This is a genomic window from Psychrobacter sp., from assembly GCF_018260395.1.
In the GTDB taxonomy this organism is placed as follows: Bacteria; Pseudomonadota; Gammaproteobacteria; order Pseudomonadales; family Moraxellaceae; genus Psychrobacter.
The window spans coordinates 1-15,978 of the sequence record NZ_JAGLBC010000007.1 but is presented as its reverse complement, the minus strand read 5'-3'; the positions used below and the strand labels follow the sequence as shown (position 1 = coordinate 15,978).

Genomic DNA, 15,978 nt, shown 5'->3' with positions numbered 1-15,978 from the left:
CGTTATACTAAGGCATCTAAAACCGTCATTTACGCATTAAATTTACGCATTAAATAAGCAATAAGCAATTAGTCTAAGAAATAGGTCTAATTAAACACATTGAGACAACTATATGATCTATGACATTATCGGAGATATCCATGGGCATGCCCGTAAGCTGAAAGGTCTACTTGACCTCTTAGGTTATACCCTTACTCATCACCCCTCATTAGCTATTGACTATTATCATCCCCCTGAAGGACATCGGGCGATATTCATTGGTGACCTAATCGATAGAGGTCCTGAAGAGCTTGAAACCTTACAAATTGTGTTTGCTATGTTAGATGCCGATGTGGCACAGGCTATTATGGGTAATCATGAATACAATGCGTTGGCCTATGCTACCCTTGATGAGCTTACCGATGATTCCAATCCTAAATATTTGCGAACTCGCAACGAGACCCATACCCGGCAGCATCAAGCCTTTTTAGATGAACTTCCTTTAGATTCTCAGGCACACCATTATTGGTTAAAGCGCTTTTATGAGTTGCCATTATGGATTGAGACTGAACACGCCTGCTTTGTACATGCCTGCTGGGATGAAGACAAAATGGCGGAGTTAAAACCCCTGCTAACCGATGACAACCGCCTTATCCCTGAAGCTCTGCAGCAAACAGGGCAAAAAGACTCAGAGGCTTATAATGCCGTTGAGCGCGTACTAAAAGGGGTTGAAGTACCTCTACCTGAAGGTAGTAGTGTGACTGATAAAGATGGCACGGTACGTCGCCGTATGCGAGTAAAATGGTGGCTGGAAGACTTACAACATCAGCGTATTATTGACATTGCACGTGCCTCAACCTCTGACATAGCGCAAGTGCCTCAATACGCTGTTATTGACCATGTGGATTTTGAACTGAAGACGGATAAGCCTATATTTATTGGTCACTATTGGCTAACTGGGACGCCAAAACCGTTAAGCCCACAAGTAGTATGTACTGATTATTCAGCGGCTGGTAACGGTTACTTAACCGCTTATCAATTTGATACCAAAAAGCCTATGCCATTGTCTGCCGATAACTTTGTACAATATATTGAAGACTAACTTTTTATAAACCCTTAATATACGTCATCCAAGATTAAAGGACACACTATGCCAAAACTTAAAAAAGTAAGCAAAAATGAATGGGCTTTTGAAGCAGACTATTCTCGAAGTAATATGCCTAAGGATGTTGAGAATTTTCTAGAGCAAAAGTTAAAATCTGGTGAGCTTGAACAGATGTCACCTGAACAAGTTATGCTCGAGCTTATGACAACAATGCCTGACGCCTTAATTGATCTAAGTCATGAGCCCACCCAGTTTGATGAGTTAGCAGCCACTGCAGAACTACTACAAATTGGGAGTTTTTTTGAAGCAAAGTTGTCCTCAGAATCCTATGTCACCACTTTTCCTAACGACCCTGATGGTTGGGGTATGCTCGCAAGTACATTTAAGATGATGGATGAAGATGTGTCATCGATGCTAGCCTATCGTATGTGCATTGATGTCTACACTAAGGATTTCCCAAAAACCTTTGACTGGAAGAAAGCCAAGATTGATTGGGGTTTCCTCGAAAATCGTCCTTTTTTAACAGCACTTTCTCAGTTGGCCTTAAGCTATGCTGATCTCGATATGTATGAGCCAGCTATTGAATGGGCTGAAAAATTAATCCATTTAAACCCAACGGACAATATTGGCATAAGAAGCAACTTAGTAAAGTTTTATCTAGAAACAAAACAGTATCAAAAGATATTCAATCTAGCCAAAAAATATCCTGAAGATACTATTGCGGTTGAAATCCCTTATGGTGAAGTGTTGGCATATTGCTATTTAGATGATGTAGAAAACGCACAAAAAACTTGGCTGTCAGCTCAAGAAACACTACCACTGGTTGCCAAAGAGTTAGCAAAAAAACGTCATCCAAAACCTAAAAATGTGGATGGTTATGTCACTATTGGCGGTGCTGACCAAGCATATTACTACTGGGAAACCAGCGGTCAATATTGGCAAAACAACGTAATAGCGCAACAGTTGATAGAAGACTATCGTAACGCGAAAAAATAATCCTTTTTTCTCATTCGAAAATTCGATATGATAGTATGTTTTCAAACTCTATTCTACTTATTAAATTCCCTTACGATTTAATGATTAGACCGTAGAATAGAGTCAAGTTAAGCCAGTAAACTCTTTACGGCTACTAGGAAACCCCACATCATGAGCAAAAGCCAAATAAAAACCTCACAACCGGCACCTATTAAATCTCCTGAAGGTACAGCCAAAGTCGGTATTATCATGGGCTCACAGTCTGATTGGGCAACCATGAGTTTGGGCGTCCAATTATTAGCAGACTTTGGCGTGCCATTTGACTGTGAAGTGGTTTCGGCACATCGTACTCCAGATAAGTTATTTGAATATGCTAAATCCGCTAAAGGCAAAGGCCTACAAGTAATTATTGCAGGTGCAGGCGGAGCTGCGCATTTGCCCGGTATGTGCGCCAGCCAAACAGAGCTGCCAGTATTGGGCGTGCCTGTTAAATCTTCTACTTTAAGCGGTTGGGACAGCTTACTGTCAATCGTACAAATGCCAAAAGGCATCGCAGTAGGGACGCTTGCTATTGGTACCGCAGGTGCTTATAACGCTGCTCTGTTAGCCATTCAAATCTTAGCATTACAAGACGAGGCTTTGGCCAAACAGTTGGTTGAATTCCGAAAAAATCAAACCGAAACGGTACTAGCCAGCCCAACCCCAGGCATTATTAATCCTTAGATTTGCTATACTTGAACAGCTATTTATTGACAGTTTTTATTAACTGTTCTGTATTAATGGTTTTTTAAACTAAATTGGTGCTATAAGCACCTTTTTGTGTTTTATGATTCTGCTATACAAATTCTGCTATAAAATAAGTATCTTAATCATTTGATTATTTAGCTTTAATTTTGCCACTATCATTTCTTCTACTTTTCAATAATTTAAGAGCCAAACATGACCATAGCCAATACATATCCTGCTAATCAAACCTTCCACACCATTGGCATTCTAGGTGGCGGCCAACTCGGTATGATGTTAGCCGAAGCGGCGCTGCCTTTGGGATACCGATGTGTATTTTTAGAAGACGCAGCAAATTGTCCTGCCTCTTTGTATGGTCAGGTTTTTAGTAGTGATCATGTAGAGGCGTTTATTGCCGCTGCGGATGTCTTTACTCTAGAGTTTGAAAACACCCCAGCAGAAACTGTGGCACGCTTAAAAAAAATGTCTGATGCAGGTGAAAAACAAGGTATGTTCCCACCTCCACAAGCATTGGAGGTGGCTCAAGACCGCTTAAATGAGAAAACCTTATTTAACCAGCTTGGTATCAAAACCGTTCCCTTTAAGAGCGTTAGTTCAAAAGCTGAGCTTAAAGAGGTTAGTGACACCCTTGGGTTGCCTTTAGTGTTAAAAACTAGCCGCGGTGGTTATGATGGTAAAGGTCAATTTGTGGTTGCAACTGAAGCGGATATCGAAGAGGCTTGGAAAGCATTGGGCGATGCGGTCAGCGGCAAAGGTAACCTTACGCCCACCCCAGCACCATTAATTGCTGAGGGCTTTATTAATTTTAGTCGTGAAGTGTCTATCATTGCCACTCGTGCTCAAGATGGCACTATTCATACCTATGATTTGGTTGAAAACCATCACCATACAGGTATTCTAGCCATTTCTCATGCCCCTGCAGTGGGAACTAGCCATCTTTTACCTGAAGCGCAAAATGCCATTTCGTCGTTAATGACTCATTTAGATTATGTCGGCACTATGGCGCTTGAACTATTTGTGAGTAAAGATGAGAAGGGAAATGACGTTATTTTAGCCAATGAGTTTGCGCCTCGAGTCCATAATTCAGGCCATTGGAGCATTGAGGGTGCAGTCACTAGTCAATTTGAGAATCATATTCGTGCGGTGGTCGGCTTACCTCTTGGTGATACCGATAATGTTTTCCCGTCAGTGATGGTCAATGTATTGGGTGAGTATCCAAATCTGGCAGAAGTATTGGCAATCGATGGTGCTCACTACCATACTTATCATAAAGAAGAGCGTGAAGATCGCAAGATTGCTCACATTACTCTAATGCCTAATGACGTTGCCAAACTAGACGATGCCTTACAGCAACTGATTGCTATCTTGCCAAATAAGATGGGGCTTGATTCATGAGTGATGAGCAGCAATTAATTAACAAAAGTGGCATGACTATTTGGATTGATGCCGATGCCTGTCCCTTGGTGGTGAAAGATCTCATCACCAAGACGGTTATTCGTACCAATACGCCGGCAATTTTTGTCGCCAATCAACCGATTAAAGTGCGCAAGTCACCACTAATTAGCATGAAAGTGGTAGGCTCGGGCTTTGATGTGGCAGATGACTATATTGCTGATAATGTTGCGCCCGGTGATTTGGTAATCACCAGTGATATTCCTTTGGCCAACGACGTGCTTGACAATGGTGGTCAAGTATTAACGCCACATGGCATTATTTATGACAAAAATAACATTAAGCAAAAGCTAAACGCTCGTGATTTTATGGATACCATGCGCTCAACGGGCGTGCTCGACCTCACCCAAATGGGCGGTCAAAAGCCTTATTCGGATAAAGACAAAAAACAATTTGCTGATGGACTTAATAAGTTGGTGCGTTAACCGTAGCAAGCGCACTATTTATGTTGCTCTAAGGTCAAGCTCATCTTATAGGCCACTAACTTACCTGCTTCAAACACCTCCTCAACAACTTTAAAGCCATTGGCCAAATAAAATGGTCTGGCGGTCAAAGTAGACTCTGCTGTTAGACTGCCAATACCTTTTTGTAAATACACTTGCTTGGTTTGGTTCAAAAGCTTTCTGCCTATCCCCTGCCCTTGGCTTTTTGGCGCTACATAATTGAGTAATATCTCAGCTTTTGGCGACACCAATATTATCCCTTGCACTTCATTTTGTTGTTTAAATACCCAAGCAAAATTCTCGATTATCCACTGCCTTACATTCTCTTCAGTTTTATTCTCAAGCCATTGTTCAATAGCGTGTGGATCATTATTATGATCCTCGATACAGGATCGAATGCTTGCCCTAATCAGGTCGGCTATTTGTGCTGCCTCCGATAACTGTGCTTTTTTTATCATCTTTTTCGCCTAAAATATTTATTATTCAACAAGTCTTACTTCATTAAAAAATTACTTAAAATCTTTGATAATCAAAAGCATACTAACAATTCTAGACTTATTTTAAAAAATAATAAAAATAATTGTAAGAAAATAGCACTTTGAAACGTCTAACTAATAACACAATGATAGCTTACCGCTATTTGTAATGCTCTTCTTATTACTTTGACAAAGCTTTGATGGAAAGACAACTACCTTCCTCTTATTTTTTACAACCAACGGAGAACCTTATGAAAAATACTTCTATTATTACTGGCTTAGCCATCGGCTCATTATTGGCAATGAGTGGCGCTCAAGCAGGCAACCCTTTTCATGCTACCTCAATGGCAACTGCGCATAGCAATAGTAGCAAAGCTGCTGAAGCAAAATGTGGTGAAGGCAAATGCGGCGCCGATACGGTCAAAAAGCCTACTAAAAAAGTCGATGGCAAATGCGGTGAAGGAAAATGTGGCGGCACTAAATAGCTATTAAGCTTATCTATTTACCTTAACAAATTTTAAAGGGTTTCTTTTAACCCGCTGTTAACCTGTTAACTTACTCTTATAGACGGAATATAAAAATGAAAACTAAATCAATTGTTGCAACATTAGCGCTAGGCTCTTTGGTTACTTTAGGTGGCTGTACTTCCAACCCCTTTGCTGCAAATCCTATGGAGTCTGGCTATAAACATAGTGAGATGGCCAAAGAGGGTACGTGTAGTGCTCATAAAATGGCAAAAGGCGCTCATAGCAATAAAGCAGTTGAAGGCTCCTGTGGCGATAAAAAAATGGAAGGATCATGTGCTACAGATAAGAAAATGGAGGCTAAATGCGGTGAAGCCAAATGTGGTGCCACTAAATAGCTTTATATCAAACCCTAAGGTAGAAAGAATTTTATTATAGGATCATTATGACGATATCAGATTTAGACACGATAATTTCTAAAGCCGATACTGCTAAACATGCTAGACCGCTAGGCGGCGCAGGTTTAGGGTTTCGTCGTGAGCTCATGTCCGAAATGGACAAAGCAGATCTAACTGGTATCGACTTCTTTGAGGTATCACCAGAGAATTGGTTGAACACGAATGGTCAAATAGGTGGCCAATATTATAATAAGTTGCGCGCTTATACCGAACAATATCCTTTCGTTTGTCATGGCCTGTCGTTATCAATCGGTAGCACAGCCCCCCTAGATACGGCTCTATTACACAACATAAAAGACTTTATGCGAACCCATGATATCGGTCTTTATACTGAGCACTTATCCTGGTGTAGCGATCAAGCGGGTCATCTATATGACTTATTGCCCATTCCTTGTACCGAGGAAGCAGTTCATTGGGTGGCGGATAGAATTAAGCAAGCTCAAGATATTTTGGGTCAGCAAATTGGCTTTGAAAATGCCTCTTACTATTTTAAACCTGAACTTTATGGCATAACAACGCAAATGAGCGATTCTCAGTTTATTACCGCCGTTGCCGAGGAATCCGATTGTTTGCTTCATTTGGATGTGAATAATATTTATGTTAACAGTCAAAATTTTGGCTTTGATGCACACAAGTATTTACGTCAGCTTCCTTTAGAGCGTACTTGTTATCTGCATGTAGCAGGGCATCATACCGAAAACGATGGGCTTATCGTGGATACCCACGGCAATAAAGTTATTGATCCTGTTTGGAGCTTATTATCAGACGCTTATAGCCTTATCATAGAACGCACCAATAAGCCTGCTAATCTATTGCCAACCTGTTTAGAGCGAGATTTCAACTTCCCAAGTATCAATGAACTTATTAATGAAGTTACCCATATTCGCAGCTTACAATTTCAGGCGGATAGTGTGAGAACTGGCATAGCTAATGACCAAGATGTCGCTGTGTGTAATCACAGGACGTATGCCCATGACCTTATCTACTAACACAGTATTAAACCATGAAACTAGACAAGCCAGTACCTTAGCAGACTTTCAGCAAAGCTTTGGCCGATATTTACGTGAACAAAAACCCTTGTCAGCTTTAAACCGTTCTAGTGCTATAGCCTCCTCATCTCTATCTAACCGTGTGGGCAGTCTCTATCAGACGCTTATTTTTAATAATGTTTGTGGTTTTTTAGATAAGTGCTTTCCTGTTTGTCAAAGCTTGCTTAGCGATGCACAGTGGTTGCAGGTTTGCCATCAGTTCTTTTTGCACTATCCTTGCCACAGCCCCTATTTTACTGAAATCAATCAGCACTTTGTCGATTATCTATCTAATAAGGGTGTTTTAGAGAGCTTAAACTTGCCGCCATTTTTCGCTGAGTTAGCTGATTATGAATGGTCTGAGCTTAAAGTAGACACGTATTATATTGAGCCCGAATATGAACCAACACTTGGTTATGAGATAAATCAGGATACTATCCTAAGTTTAGGTCTGCATGCGGATTATTTAGCCGTTAACCCAACGCTTCAAAACCTACATTACCATTGGCCGGTTCATCAGATTAGTGCCGACTTTAAACCATCTACTTTAGATGACAGCTTCTATTTGGTCTATCGAAATAATACACATAAGGTGCAATTTATGACGGTTAATGCGCTGACTCACGCTTTAATCGAATTTATTAAAGTTGATGCTCCTATTGATGCTTCAGAGGAGGCTTTAACCCAACTTATGCAAAAGTTTGCGGATCATTTAGGATTTGAAGAGACAACAATATTGATATCATTTGGAATACCTTTGATTCAGCAATTGTTGCAACAACAGGTTTTATTGCCCCTTATTGCCAATGACACTAATGACACGAACAACAACACTAATGACATTAACAATCCCTTTAACAACCCCTTCAAAAAAGAAACTATCTTATGAGCTTTGTCAGTACGACGCTACGACCTTTTAATGGAGTCGTATCACGAGTTGAATTATTAGATTTTCTCGCCCCTTTAGCGATACGCTTATACCTTGCGCCTATTTTTATCAGTGCCGGTTGGACCAAGCTAATGAGCTTTGAGGATATTGTTCAATGGTTTGGCAATAGTGAGTGGGGTTTAGGGTTTATGATGCCTACTCTCATGGCCGTATTGGTCATTTTAGCTGAGCTTGTCGGCGGTATTATGCTGCTATTGGGCATTGGTACGCGGTTTGTCTCCTTATCCTTAATTATCACCATGCTCGTAGCTATGGTTACTGTCCACTGGAGCAATGGTTGGTATGCCATTACGCCGACCAATCCTGAGACCAGTTTATCAAGTCTTATGAATAGTTTTGGGTTTTGGGGCAGTGAAGCAAGCCTTACCAACTCACACGAAGCTGCTTTACGACTCGATAAAGCACGTGAGATTCTACAAACTCATGGCAATTACGACTGGCTTACTGAAACTGGCAATTTTGTTATTCTAAACAATGGTATCGAATTTGCGGCCACTTATGCCATTATGCTACTGGTTACTTTATTTTATGGAGCAGGTCGATTTGTTGGTTTGGATTATTGGTTTAATCCTTCAGCCTCAAACAGACATTAATATTATGCGATAAAATTTTACCTACCTTCTTTAAGTAGCTATTAAAAAAAGATTTTTAAAAATGAGCGATGTAGACCCTAACCCAAATCACGCCAGCATTACCCCCGAATTTGTTGAGGGAGTACGCCATCAGATGTTGGCTTTTGCACTCCTGCAACTCGATGATTATCATATGGCAGAGGATGTAGTGCAAGACGCCTTACTCTCTGCACTTCAATATGGCGGTCAGTTTAAAGGCAATTCAGCTTTTAAAAGTTGGGTATTTGCAATTTTGAAAAACAAAATCGTTGACCATATTCGTAAAGACAGTAAATACTCAAGTGTTTCAAGCTTAAAGGGATTAAAAGAAGGTTTTGAGGAGGGCTGCGATGATAGCTTAATGGATGCTTTGTTTGATGAGGCAGGCTCTTGGCACCCCGAATGTAAACCCAAACAATTTGATAATAGCTGGTGCGACCCTGAAATGCACGTTCATTCTGAAGGGTTTTGGCAAGTTTTGGAAGCCTGCTTAACCAATCTGCCTAGTGAGCAGGCTCGGGCGTTTTTGATGAAAGAGTATGTCGAACTTGAAACGCAAGAGATTTGCAATAGTCTAAAAATCAGTTCTAGCAATTACTATGTCCTGATGCACCGCGCAAGGTTAGGATTACAGACCTGTCTGACCATTAAGTGGTTTAATCATTGAGATTCAATCATTGATAGGTATGGATATTAACCGCACTTAGCAAATAGGCTCATTGAAAAAATAAAACATTGAAGCATCGAAACAATGAAACATTTATAGATTAAGACATAGCTTGAATTAAGGACACGCTCAATTATGAAAAACTGTAACCGCATTACTCAAATTGCCAGCGATGGGCAAGAACGTCCTCTAACTTTGGCCGAGAAAACCCATTTACACTCTCATCTGTTTTTTTGTCCCGGTTGCCGAGCCTTTTATGACAATAGCAAAACGTTAAGTAAGATGATGAAAGACTTTAAATCTAAAGATACCAAGTAAGGTTTGATTGATAATTAAAAAAATTAAGCCTTATCCAAACTAAAGCCAATCACTTCCTCAATACGCTTGGAATCTGTTAATACCATTAGCAGTCTATCCACACCCAGCGCAATGCCGCTACAGGCTGGCAGGTCATCACAAGCTGCTACTAGACGCTCATCAATAGGCATCACCGGCAAACCACGCTGAGCCCGCTCCACATTATCTTGCTCAAATCGTGCCTTTAATGCCTGACTATCGGCTAGCTCATCATAAGCATTGGCAATCTCAATCCCCTTGATATATAGCTCGAAGCGTTTGGCCACCTCATTGCCCTGCTCATCGACCTCAACTTTGGCCAAGGCTGCGGTAGCAGGTGGATAGTCGGTAATCAGCGTCGGTATTTCATGGCCCAGATTAGGCTCTACCAAATGGCTAAATAGCACATCAAGCCAGCCTTGGCGATCCTCACCTAAGTCAAGTTCACCTAACCCTTGCTCCTTGGCAGCTGAAATAATCGCTTCAAGGCTAGCATTCAGTGGATGAATACCCGCATAATCAATAAAAGCTTGACTATAACTATAGTGGGTTAAAGCTTGTGGCTGTCCATACACTATTGCCAGTAACTCAGACAGCTCAGCGGCCAGAGCTTCTAAGTTAAAGCCGGGGCGATACCACTCAAGCATGGTGAACTCGCTATTATGGCGACGACCCGCCTCGTTATCTCGAAATACAGGGCAAATTTGATATATTGCCACTTTCCATGTCGCAAGCATTCGCTTCATCGCAAACTCAGGCGACGTATGCAGATAGTATGTTCTGGGTTTATCAGCAACAGTGATATTGGTAGAGATTGAAGGCACAAAAACATCGGTATTACCCGCCTGCGACATCAAAGGTGTTTGTACCTCTAATACTTGACGATCAGCAAAAAACTGTCGAATTTGCCCTATAAGTTGTGCACGTTTAAAAGCCATGTTTAGGCTCATAGTAGGCTGATAGTCGCAGCGGCTAACTGGTTTTGAATTTGGCATAATTTACTCTTAAGCTAATTTGGTGCATCAATATAAGTGGACAATCTTATTGAAACAACCACTCACGACGTAAATTATAGTTTTTTCGAAGCGAATCAAAGTCAGCACCCAATACTGCCTGAGCCTGTTCATTAATGCAGCTCCTTAATAGACCATCATCAGCTTTAATATCATAAAACTGAGACAACTTCTGATGAGCCTGCTTTAACTGCGACCAGTGATAAGGGTTTTCTGGCAACAACTGATCCATTAAATACGCTTTTTTTACCTTAATTTGCTTAGTCCCTTCAGTACCAAAAACCTTTAAAAAATGATCGAAAATGATTTGAGTCCCACGTAGTTTACCTTCAAGGGTATAGCCGGCAATATGGGGAGTTGCAATTGCTAATTTGTCTAGTAGCACTGCTGACACATAGGGCTCATGCTCGAATACATCAAGCACGATATCACGCTGGTCTTGATTAGACTCAGTATGTTGTAATGAATGCAATAAATCCGCTTCATTGATTACTGGACCACGAGCTGTATTGATTAATAATGTGTGTGAGGGTATTTTTGCCAAAGCAGCATGGTCGATTAAATGATAAGTCGGGTATTGACTATCCATAACTTTGGTCAATGGCACATGTAGACTAATTACATCGCTTTCACTAAGCACTTGCTCAAAGCTTGCATTATTAATCTCAGATTTCGGTATTAAGGGATCATAGCCCAATACCTGCCAACCTATGTCTAGAGCATAGCTTGCCAAAGTACTGCCAATATTACCCAGCCCGATAATGCCTAACTTAACGCTAGTAGCTTGAGAAGTTAAAGTAGCTTGAGAGGTTAAAGTAGCTTGAGAGGGTAAAGCAGCTTGAGAGGGTAAAGCAGCTTGAGAAATAGCAAGGTGCGATAAATGAGCCTGATTCCAATACTCAGGGCGTAAAGCAAAAATTGCTGTTAATACATACTGTGCTACCGAATGCTTGCTGCAACCACCTGCATTAGTAAAATAGATAGCTCGTTGTAGTAGATAATCTTGATCAACATGATCAGTTCCAATAGTGGCAGAACCCACATACTTAATGCTATGATTATTCGCCAATAAATCAGCATTAACCTTAGTAACTGAACGCACTAATAAGGCATCAGGCTGATACTTATCTATAATAGCCGCATCAATTTCGCGACCGGCCATTGCGATAACTTTAATCGGGTGTTGTAAAACCTGCTCATTGAAATAGTCATGTAAGTGCGTAATATTGCTATCTGCAAGAATGGTGAGCATGCTAATTACTTATCCTTATGACTTATGATAACTATTTATTCTTATCACTCATGATTGCTACTTATCCTTGTCTGATTTCACAGGAGACTCTACCTTTATGCCGTCATCAGAGTGAATAGACTTAGGGATTGACTCGCTTACCTTTGAACGCTTAACCCGCTCATCACAATTGTCAGTACTATGTGCATCTACTTTATCAGGGCCGTGTATCGCAGAATCAGCAAAAGGATATTTGCTAAAAGAAACCACATCAGGAGATAGCTCAAAGGACATGGGTCTATCTGCAGGTTTCCAGTGATGCTGATTAAGCTTGGTATAATACGGTGCAAAAATAACATTGCGATGTTGATTAATCCATTCACGCCAGACTGCTAACGCAATCGCCAACAACACTGGTCCAATAAATAAGCCCACAAAACCAAATGCCGTCAGACCGCCTAACACACCGATAAAGATAATAATAAACGGAATTTTAGTAGCGCCTGAGATAACGATAGGACGAATTAAATTATCCACCCAGCTAATAACCAACATCCCCCACAGTGCCAAACCAATAGCTTCTGGGGTATGACCCTGAGTCATTAACCAGATAGCAACTCCCATCCAAGCAAACGGAGTGCCAAAAGGGATTAAAGCAATAACAAAAGTCATCAACGTTAACAAAATAGGACTAGGTGCACCGGCAACATAATAGCCAAGTCCTGCCAAAATAGCTTGCGCTAAAGCGGTTAAACCGATACCGTAAACCACAGCTTGGGTGGTTGAACCCACAGAATCAATATAGTCATCGATGCGGTTGCCAATAATGTTACTTAAAGCTTGACGTATTTGGCGTATCAAATTAATGCCATCACGATAAAAGAAAAAGATAGTCATCAACGCCATACCCAACTTGGCTAAACTACTAAATGCTACGTCTAAAGCTATCTTTCCATAATATAAATGCGATTGTAACCAAGCTCTAAATGCATTCAAAGTAGCTTCAGGATCTTTATTAATTTCCCATAGAATATCTTTTATCTGCTGCCCAATTACGGGCATATTTTTGATTTCGTTCGGAAGATCTACATAACCTACTTTAATTCTATAAAGAACATCACTGTATAAACTTACCGCTTCTTGTTGCAACACAAATATACCCAAAACTAATGGGATCCCTAGCATTAAAGAAATGCCCACTGTCATAATAGCGGCACTAATATTAGAGCTTAGTTTTACTTTTTTATGAAAGAAGGTATAAACCGGAAAGGTCACATAGGCCAATATGGCTGCCCATAGCGCAGGCACAATAAAAAATTGCACCACCCTAAAACACAAAATAAATAATATTACCAGCAAGGTTGCGGTTAATACTCGCTGTGTGACTCGCTCTCGTGTCCAGTTCTCAGTCATAACAACTTATATCCAAATAATATGATAAAAATAGCTTGGTTTATAAATAGCCCTATTCATCACTGGCTCAACAATAATTAAACACAAGAAACAGCATTTTAAATAAAAAATGTAGCCTTTATTATGCGATATGCGTACTTAAATAGGTAATACAGACTTGTAATTTTTACTTACATAATTACTGCTGTATCAGCTATTTAAAATTTAGCCGTATTACTGAATAAACTACTTAATAAATTACTTTATAAACCACTCAAAAAATCATATTGATAAAAAAGCTATAAACTTGAAAACTATGCCTTTTTTTAAATATGTTACTTTGTTTCAAGCTATAATTTAATAGCTTAGTAGACAAATAACCTTGCCAAATATGCGCTGAATTAAATCTGCAATTCGCCCACATCAGCTACGGTAAGGAACAATTCACGCACACGTTTTAGTAGCGATAAACGGTTTGTTTTTTGCGCTTCGTCGTCACTATTCACCATAACGTTATCAAAGAAATTAGTCAGCGGTGCTTCAAGCTTGGTTAGCGACTGCAAAATTTGAGTATAGTTTGCTACAGCTTGTAACGGTATTACAGTAGTTTCTGCTTCCATTACTGCCTGATATAAGGCTATTTCAGCGTCCTGGGTTAGTAAATTCTTCTCTACACAATCGCTGACTATGCCCTCTGACTTAGCTAAGATGTTTGCAACGCGTTTATTAATCTCAGCAAGAGTTGCGGCTTGGGGCAAATTACGGAACTGGCTCACTGCATGAATACGCTGATCGAAATCTAGCGGCACCGAAGGAGCAATGGCTTGAACGGCTTGAATAGTATCAACATCGACGCCTTGCTCAGTATACATTGCACGATAACGTGAATTCACAAAGTCAATGACCTGAGTTAACGTTTTAGTGCTGTTTTCAAGCTTGCCCTGATAATTAGTAACCGCCTGTTCGATTAACTGATCTAAATCAATGGGTAACTGCTTTTCAATTAAGATACGTAGCACCCCGATTGCAGAACGACGCAGACTAAAAGGATCCTTAGAGCCCGTTGGTGCTTGATCAATCCCAAAGATACCAACCAAAGTATCTAGACGGTCGGCCAATGCCAAACAGATACCGATTGGCGTTTGGGGCAATGCATCGCCACTAAACTTAGGTAAATATTGTTCTTCAATTGCTGCCGCTATGGTCTCAGGCTCACCATTTAGGCGGGCATAGTAAGTGCCTGCAATACCTTGTAAGTCTGGAAACTCACCGACTAAAGTGCTGGTTAAATCCGCTTTCGATAGTATCGCAGCACGGGTGGTCTGCTCCACATCAATGTCTTCAAACCCTTTTATAGATTGCTGTTTTAGCGTAGCAGCAATAAAGGTAGCTAGCTTTGCAATACGTTCAGACTTCTCCCAAATGGTACCTAGTTTGTCTTGGAATACACGATTTTTAAGACTTTCTGCCATTTCAATTAATGGCTGCTTTTGATCTTGTAAAAAGAAAAATTCTGCATCAGCCAGACGAGGACGTACCACTTTTTCATTGCCACTAATCACTTGGCTGGGGTCTTTTGATTCGATATTGCTAATAAAAATGAAGTAAGGCTGCAACTTGCCTTCTGTATCAGTCAGACAAAAGTATTTTTGATCGGCTTGCATGGTGCTGATTAAAGCCTCTTGAGGTACTTGTAAGAAGCGCTCTTCAAAGCTGGCCCGTAATGCTACGGGTAAATCAACTAAGGCAGTTACTTCATCCAATAAGTCTTGAGGTATGATAGCTTGTGCATTAACCTCATCAGCCAACTCTTTAACTCGCTCAACGATAGTTTGTTGACGACGATCAAAGTCAGCAATAACTTTTGCATCTTCTAATACCTGCTCATAGTCTTTAGCATGTGGAATTAATGCATCATTAGAATGGTATCTATGACCTAAGGTAATATTACCCGTTTCAATGCCATGGGTGGTCTTCACACCTGTTGTCAGACCTTGAATGGTTGCTGGTATGATTTGGTCGTCTTGCATGAACACTAACCACTTAACTGGACGTACAAACTCTTCTCGACTTGCACCCGATCGCATACGCTTAGCGATAGGTAAGCTGTCTAATGCATTTTGGAGAATTTGTGGTAAAAGCTCCGTGCTTTTTTGACCCTGAACTTTTAACTCATAGCCGATATAGTTCCCTTTATCAGTTTCAATGGTCATCAGTTCATTAACATCGATACCCAAACCTTTGGCAAAACCTTCAGCAGCACGTGTTGGTTTACCCTCTGCATCATAGGCCGCCTTAATAGCAGGCCCACGCTTTTGTTCTCTGCGGTCAGGTTGTTTTTCTGCGATACCTTCGATTTGAATCGCTAAGCGGCGAGGCGCGGCATAGGCTTTAATTTGATCGTAACCGATGCCAGCTTCTTTTAATTGTGCCTCAACGCTAGATAGCAGAGCATCACGTAAAGGTTTTAGGCTTTTTGGTGGTAGCTCTTCACTACCTAGTTCGAATAAAATTGTACTCATGAGACTCTCTGTTTTAGAAGATGTTATCAATAGGCATGAACTATAAACGATGTGTCAAAACTATTTAAGTTAACTATCCGGTATTTTAACTATGCAATACTTTAACTACTCGGCATTTTAACTGTACAATATT

Annotated in this window: 17 protein-coding genes; 12 read left to right on the top strand and 5 right to left on the bottom strand. The window is 40.5% G+C overall.

Annotation, left to right across the window (positions count from 1 at the left end; translation table 11 throughout):
- Positions 1–112 precede the first annotated feature (112 nt).
- The 5 genes from QZ265_RS01380 to QZ265_RS01360 all read left to right on the top strand — a co-directional run bounded on the left by QZ265_RS01380 (position 113) and on the right by QZ265_RS01360 (position 4,680).
- On the top strand, positions 113–1,081 hold the full coding sequence (locus QZ265_RS01380; RefSeq protein WP_296402630.1) for a metallophosphoesterase: 969 nt from the start codon (positions 113–115) through the stop codon (positions 1,079–1,081).
- Positions 1,082–1,129: 48 nt separating this feature from the next.
- Positions 1,130–2,080, top strand: a complete 951-nt coding sequence (locus QZ265_RS01375; RefSeq protein WP_296402627.1) for a hypothetical protein — start codon at positions 1,130–1,132, stop codon at positions 2,078–2,080.
- Between the two features lie 150 nt (positions 2,081–2,230).
- The gene (gene purE / locus QZ265_RS01370) at positions 2,231–2,782 is read left to right on the top strand and encodes a 5-(carboxyamino)imidazole ribonucleotide mutase (protein ID WP_296402625.1); all 552 of its coding nucleotides are present in this window, start codon (positions 2,231–2,233) and stop codon (positions 2,780–2,782) included.
- Positions 2,783–2,998: 216 nt separating this feature from the next.
- Positions 2,999–4,198: a 5-(carboxyamino)imidazole ribonucleotide synthase gene (locus QZ265_RS01365; protein WP_296402624.1), complete on the top strand. Its 1,200-nt coding sequence runs from the start codon at positions 2,999–3,001 to the stop codon at positions 4,196–4,198.
- Between the two features lie 32 nt (positions 4,199–4,230).
- Positions 4,231–4,680, top strand: a complete 450-nt coding sequence (locus QZ265_RS01360) for a YaiI/YqxD family protein (protein WP_296201757.1) — start codon at positions 4,231–4,233, stop codon at positions 4,678–4,680.
- A gap of 14 nt (positions 4,681–4,694) precedes the next feature.
- Here QZ265_RS01360 and QZ265_RS01355 read toward each other — a convergent pair whose 3' ends face one another.
- The gene (locus QZ265_RS01355; RefSeq protein WP_296402622.1) at positions 4,695–5,156 is read right to left on the bottom strand and encodes a GNAT family N-acetyltransferase; all 462 of its coding nucleotides are present in this window, start codon (positions 5,154–5,156) and stop codon (positions 4,695–4,697) included.
- A 269-nt stretch (positions 5,157–5,425) separates the two neighbouring features.
- Between QZ265_RS01355 and QZ265_RS01350 the strand changes: the two genes are divergently transcribed.
- The 7 genes from QZ265_RS01350 to QZ265_RS01320 all read left to right on the top strand — a co-directional run bounded on the left by QZ265_RS01350 (position 5,426) and on the right by QZ265_RS01320 (position 9,669).
- Positions 5,426–5,659 (top strand): hypothetical protein, encoded by a 234-nt coding sequence (locus QZ265_RS01350; protein ID WP_296402620.1) that lies wholly within the window; start codon positions 5,426–5,428, stop codon positions 5,657–5,659.
- A 95-nt stretch (positions 5,660–5,754) separates the two neighbouring features.
- On the top strand, positions 5,755–6,036 hold the full coding sequence (locus QZ265_RS01345; RefSeq protein WP_296402618.1) for a hypothetical protein: 282 nt from the start codon (positions 5,755–5,757) through the stop codon (positions 6,034–6,036).
- A 47-nt stretch (positions 6,037–6,083) separates the two neighbouring features.
- Positions 6,084–7,085 (top strand): DUF692 domain-containing protein, encoded by a 1,002-nt coding sequence (locus QZ265_RS01340; protein WP_296402616.1) that lies wholly within the window; start codon positions 6,084–6,086, stop codon positions 7,083–7,085.
- On the top strand, positions 7,069–8,013 hold the full coding sequence (locus QZ265_RS01335; RefSeq protein ID WP_296402614.1) for a putative DNA-binding domain-containing protein: 945 nt from the start codon (positions 7,069–7,071) through the stop codon (positions 8,011–8,013). The genes QZ265_RS01340 and QZ265_RS01335 overlap by 17 nt, the downstream gene beginning before the upstream one ends.
- Positions 8,010–8,666, top strand: coding sequence for a DoxX family protein (locus QZ265_RS01330; protein WP_296402612.1), 657 nt, complete (start codon positions 8,010–8,012; stop codon positions 8,664–8,666). The genes QZ265_RS01335 and QZ265_RS01330 overlap by 4 nt, the downstream gene beginning before the upstream one ends.
- A 61-nt stretch (positions 8,667–8,727) precedes the next feature.
- Positions 8,728–9,351, top strand: a complete 624-nt coding sequence (locus QZ265_RS01325) for a sigma-70 family RNA polymerase sigma factor (RefSeq protein ID WP_296402610.1) — start codon at positions 8,728–8,730, stop codon at positions 9,349–9,351.
- Positions 9,352–9,486: 135 nt separating this feature from the next.
- Positions 9,487–9,669, top strand: a complete 183-nt coding sequence (locus QZ265_RS01320) for a zf-HC2 domain-containing protein (RefSeq protein WP_296402608.1) — start codon at positions 9,487–9,489, stop codon at positions 9,667–9,669.
- A 23-nt stretch (positions 9,670–9,692) separates the two neighbouring features.
- Here QZ265_RS01320 and epmA read toward each other — a convergent pair whose 3' ends face one another.
- From epmA to glyS, 4 genes are all read right to left on the bottom strand, one after another.
- Positions 9,693–10,682 (bottom strand): EF-P lysine aminoacylase EpmA, encoded by a 990-nt coding sequence (gene epmA, locus QZ265_RS01315; RefSeq protein WP_296402606.1) that lies wholly within the window; start codon positions 10,680–10,682, stop codon positions 9,693–9,695.
- Between the two features lie 46 nt (positions 10,683–10,728).
- Positions 10,729–11,958: a 4-phosphoerythronate dehydrogenase gene (locus QZ265_RS01310; RefSeq protein ID WP_296402675.1), complete on the bottom strand. Its 1,230-nt coding sequence runs from the start codon at positions 11,956–11,958 to the stop codon at positions 10,729–10,731.
- A 51-nt stretch (positions 11,959–12,009) separates the two neighbouring features.
- Positions 12,010–13,344 (bottom strand): AI-2E family transporter, encoded by a 1,335-nt coding sequence (locus QZ265_RS01305; RefSeq protein ID WP_296402604.1) that lies wholly within the window; start codon positions 13,342–13,344, stop codon positions 12,010–12,012.
- 380 nt (positions 13,345–13,724) lie between these two features.
- Positions 13,725–15,845, bottom strand: coding sequence for a glycine--tRNA ligase subunit beta (gene glyS / locus QZ265_RS01300; protein ID WP_296402602.1), 2,121 nt, complete (start codon positions 15,843–15,845; stop codon positions 13,725–13,727).
- Positions 15,846–15,978: the final 133 nt, after the last annotated feature.

Excerpts from the sequence above, each read along its gene's own strand:
- QZ265_RS01380 (WP_296402630.1), top strand. The coding sequence starts at position 113 with ATGATCTATGACATTATCGGAGATATCCATGGGCATGCCCGTAAGCTG.
- QZ265_RS01335 (WP_296402614.1), top strand. The coding sequence starts at position 7,069 with ATGACCTTATCTACTAACACAGTATTAAACCATGAAACTAGACAAGCC.
- QZ265_RS01360 (WP_296201757.1), top strand. The coding sequence starts at position 4,231 with ATGACTATTTGGATTGATGCCGATGCCTGTCCCTTGGTGGTGAAAGAT.
- QZ265_RS01365 (WP_296402624.1), top strand. The coding sequence starts at position 2,999 with ATGACCATAGCCAATACATATCCTGCTAATCAAACCTTCCACACCATT.
- QZ265_RS01340 (WP_296402616.1), top strand. The coding sequence starts at position 6,084 with ATGACGATATCAGATTTAGACACGATAATTTCTAAAGCCGATACTGCT.
- QZ265_RS01330 (WP_296402612.1), top strand. The coding sequence starts at position 8,010 with ATGAGCTTTGTCAGTACGACGCTACGACCTTTTAATGGAGTCGTATCA.
- purE (WP_296402625.1), top strand. The coding sequence starts at position 2,231 with ATGAGCAAAAGCCAAATAAAAACCTCACAACCGGCACCTATTAAATCT.
- QZ265_RS01375 (WP_296402627.1), top strand. The coding sequence starts at position 1,130 with ATGCCAAAACTTAAAAAAGTAAGCAAAAATGAATGGGCTTTTGAAGCA.
- QZ265_RS01305 (WP_296402604.1), bottom strand. The coding sequence starts at position 13,344 with ATGACTGAGAACTGGACACGAGAGCGAGTCACACAGCGAGTATTAACC.
- QZ265_RS01345 (WP_296402618.1), top strand. The coding sequence starts at position 5,755 with ATGAAAACTAAATCAATTGTTGCAACATTAGCGCTAGGCTCTTTGGTT.
- QZ265_RS01325 (WP_296402610.1), top strand. The coding sequence starts at position 8,728 with ATGAGCGATGTAGACCCTAACCCAAATCACGCCAGCATTACCCCCGAA.
- glyS (WP_296402602.1), bottom strand. The coding sequence starts at position 15,845 with ATGAGTACAATTTTATTCGAACTAGGTAGTGAAGAGCTACCACCAAAA.
- QZ265_RS01350 (WP_296402620.1), top strand. The coding sequence starts at position 5,426 with ATGAAAAATACTTCTATTATTACTGGCTTAGCCATCGGCTCATTATTG.
- QZ265_RS01355 (WP_296402622.1), bottom strand. The coding sequence starts at position 5,156 with ATGATAAAAAAAGCACAGTTATCGGAGGCAGCACAAATAGCCGACCTG.
- QZ265_RS01320 (WP_296402608.1), top strand. The coding sequence starts at position 9,487 with ATGAAAAACTGTAACCGCATTACTCAAATTGCCAGCGATGGGCAAGAA.
- epmA (WP_296402606.1), bottom strand. The coding sequence starts at position 10,682 with ATGCCAAATTCAAAACCAGTTAGCCGCTGCGACTATCAGCCTACTATG.